The sequence below is a fragment of the Ruegeria sp. CE9 genome (assembly GCF_056537425.1).
Genome location: NZ_JBQFRO010000086.1, coordinates 1 through 1122, shown reverse-complemented (window position 1 = coordinate 1122; position 1122 = coordinate 1). Strand labels below are relative to the sequence as shown.

Below are 1122 nucleotides of genomic sequence, written 5' to 3'. Positions count from 1 at the left end.
GCAAGATCACCTTGGTCACTGTTTCCGCAGGTGTTGCCCCCAGACCAAGCGAGCCATCGCGCATCGCCTGTGGCACGGCGTTGATCACGTCATCGGACAAAGACGAGACGAACGGCACCAACATCATCCCCATCACCACGCCTGCGGTAAGAACCGAGACCGTGTTGGGCATAATTGTTGATCCCACGACCGCCTGCAAAAAGGGGCCGACTGTCACAAGGGCGAAGATACCATAGACGATTGTCGGGATACCTGCGAGGATCTCTAGCGCGGGTTTGATCGTGGCGCGCAACGCGCTTGGGGCGAATTCCGACAGGTAGATTGCCGCAGAGAGGCCCAAGGGAACCGCGACCAAAAGTGCCACAAGCGCGATGTAAAGCGTGCCCCAGATCAAAGGCAAAAACCCAAGCGCCGAGACATAGCTGCCATCTGGCCCCTCAGGCGCGCCCGCAACATCGCCTGCAGGGGCCCACTCCATCCCAAAGAGGAAATTGAAAATCCCATATTCCTTGAAAAAGGCCAAGGTGGGGAATGTGATGGCCGATAGAATGCCAACAGTCGTCAAAATGGCGATGGTGGAGGCAAAGATCAAAAAGGCAAGGATCCAACGCTCGACCGAGATGCGCGCGCGGAAATCGCGATTGATCAATTTCAGACCATAGAGAAACCCGCCGATGGCCAAAAATATTGCGCCGAGCCGCCCTGTCAGTTCGACCGTGGCGTTAAGGCTGCGCAGGCGCAAAGCGGTTTCAAACATTTTTTGCGAGATATTCGCGCCAATGATTTGCCCGTTATCACGCAAACGCTGCGCCAACGGGGTGAAATCTACACGCCAGCCCTCAATATCGGCTTCGGTTGTGTTGCCATTGGCAATATCGCCATCAATCGCAACTGCCAACCCTTTGACATTCGCCACGAAGAGATCGCGCTGCGCGGCAAGGCGGACATCTATCTCGTCCTGCGGCAAGCCATCGGTGACGTCAGCGGATAACTGCAATTCAGGTGCATTGGGATCAATGATTGAGGCAGTATAGCTGTTCGAAGCAATCCCTGATCCAATCGACCAGAGGATAATGAAAATCAGTGCTGGCACAGAGGCTGCAAGGGCCACATGCATGCCAT

The 1122-nt window shown here is 55.3% G+C and carries 1 protein-coding gene; it reads right to left on the bottom strand.

Going from position 1 to position 1122, the window contains the following annotated elements; all coding sequences use genetic code 11:
* A partial coding sequence (locus ACR0B3_RS24185; RefSeq protein WP_480811264.1) for a PstC family ABC transporter permease occupies window positions 1–1122 on the bottom strand: 1122 nt, incomplete at both ends.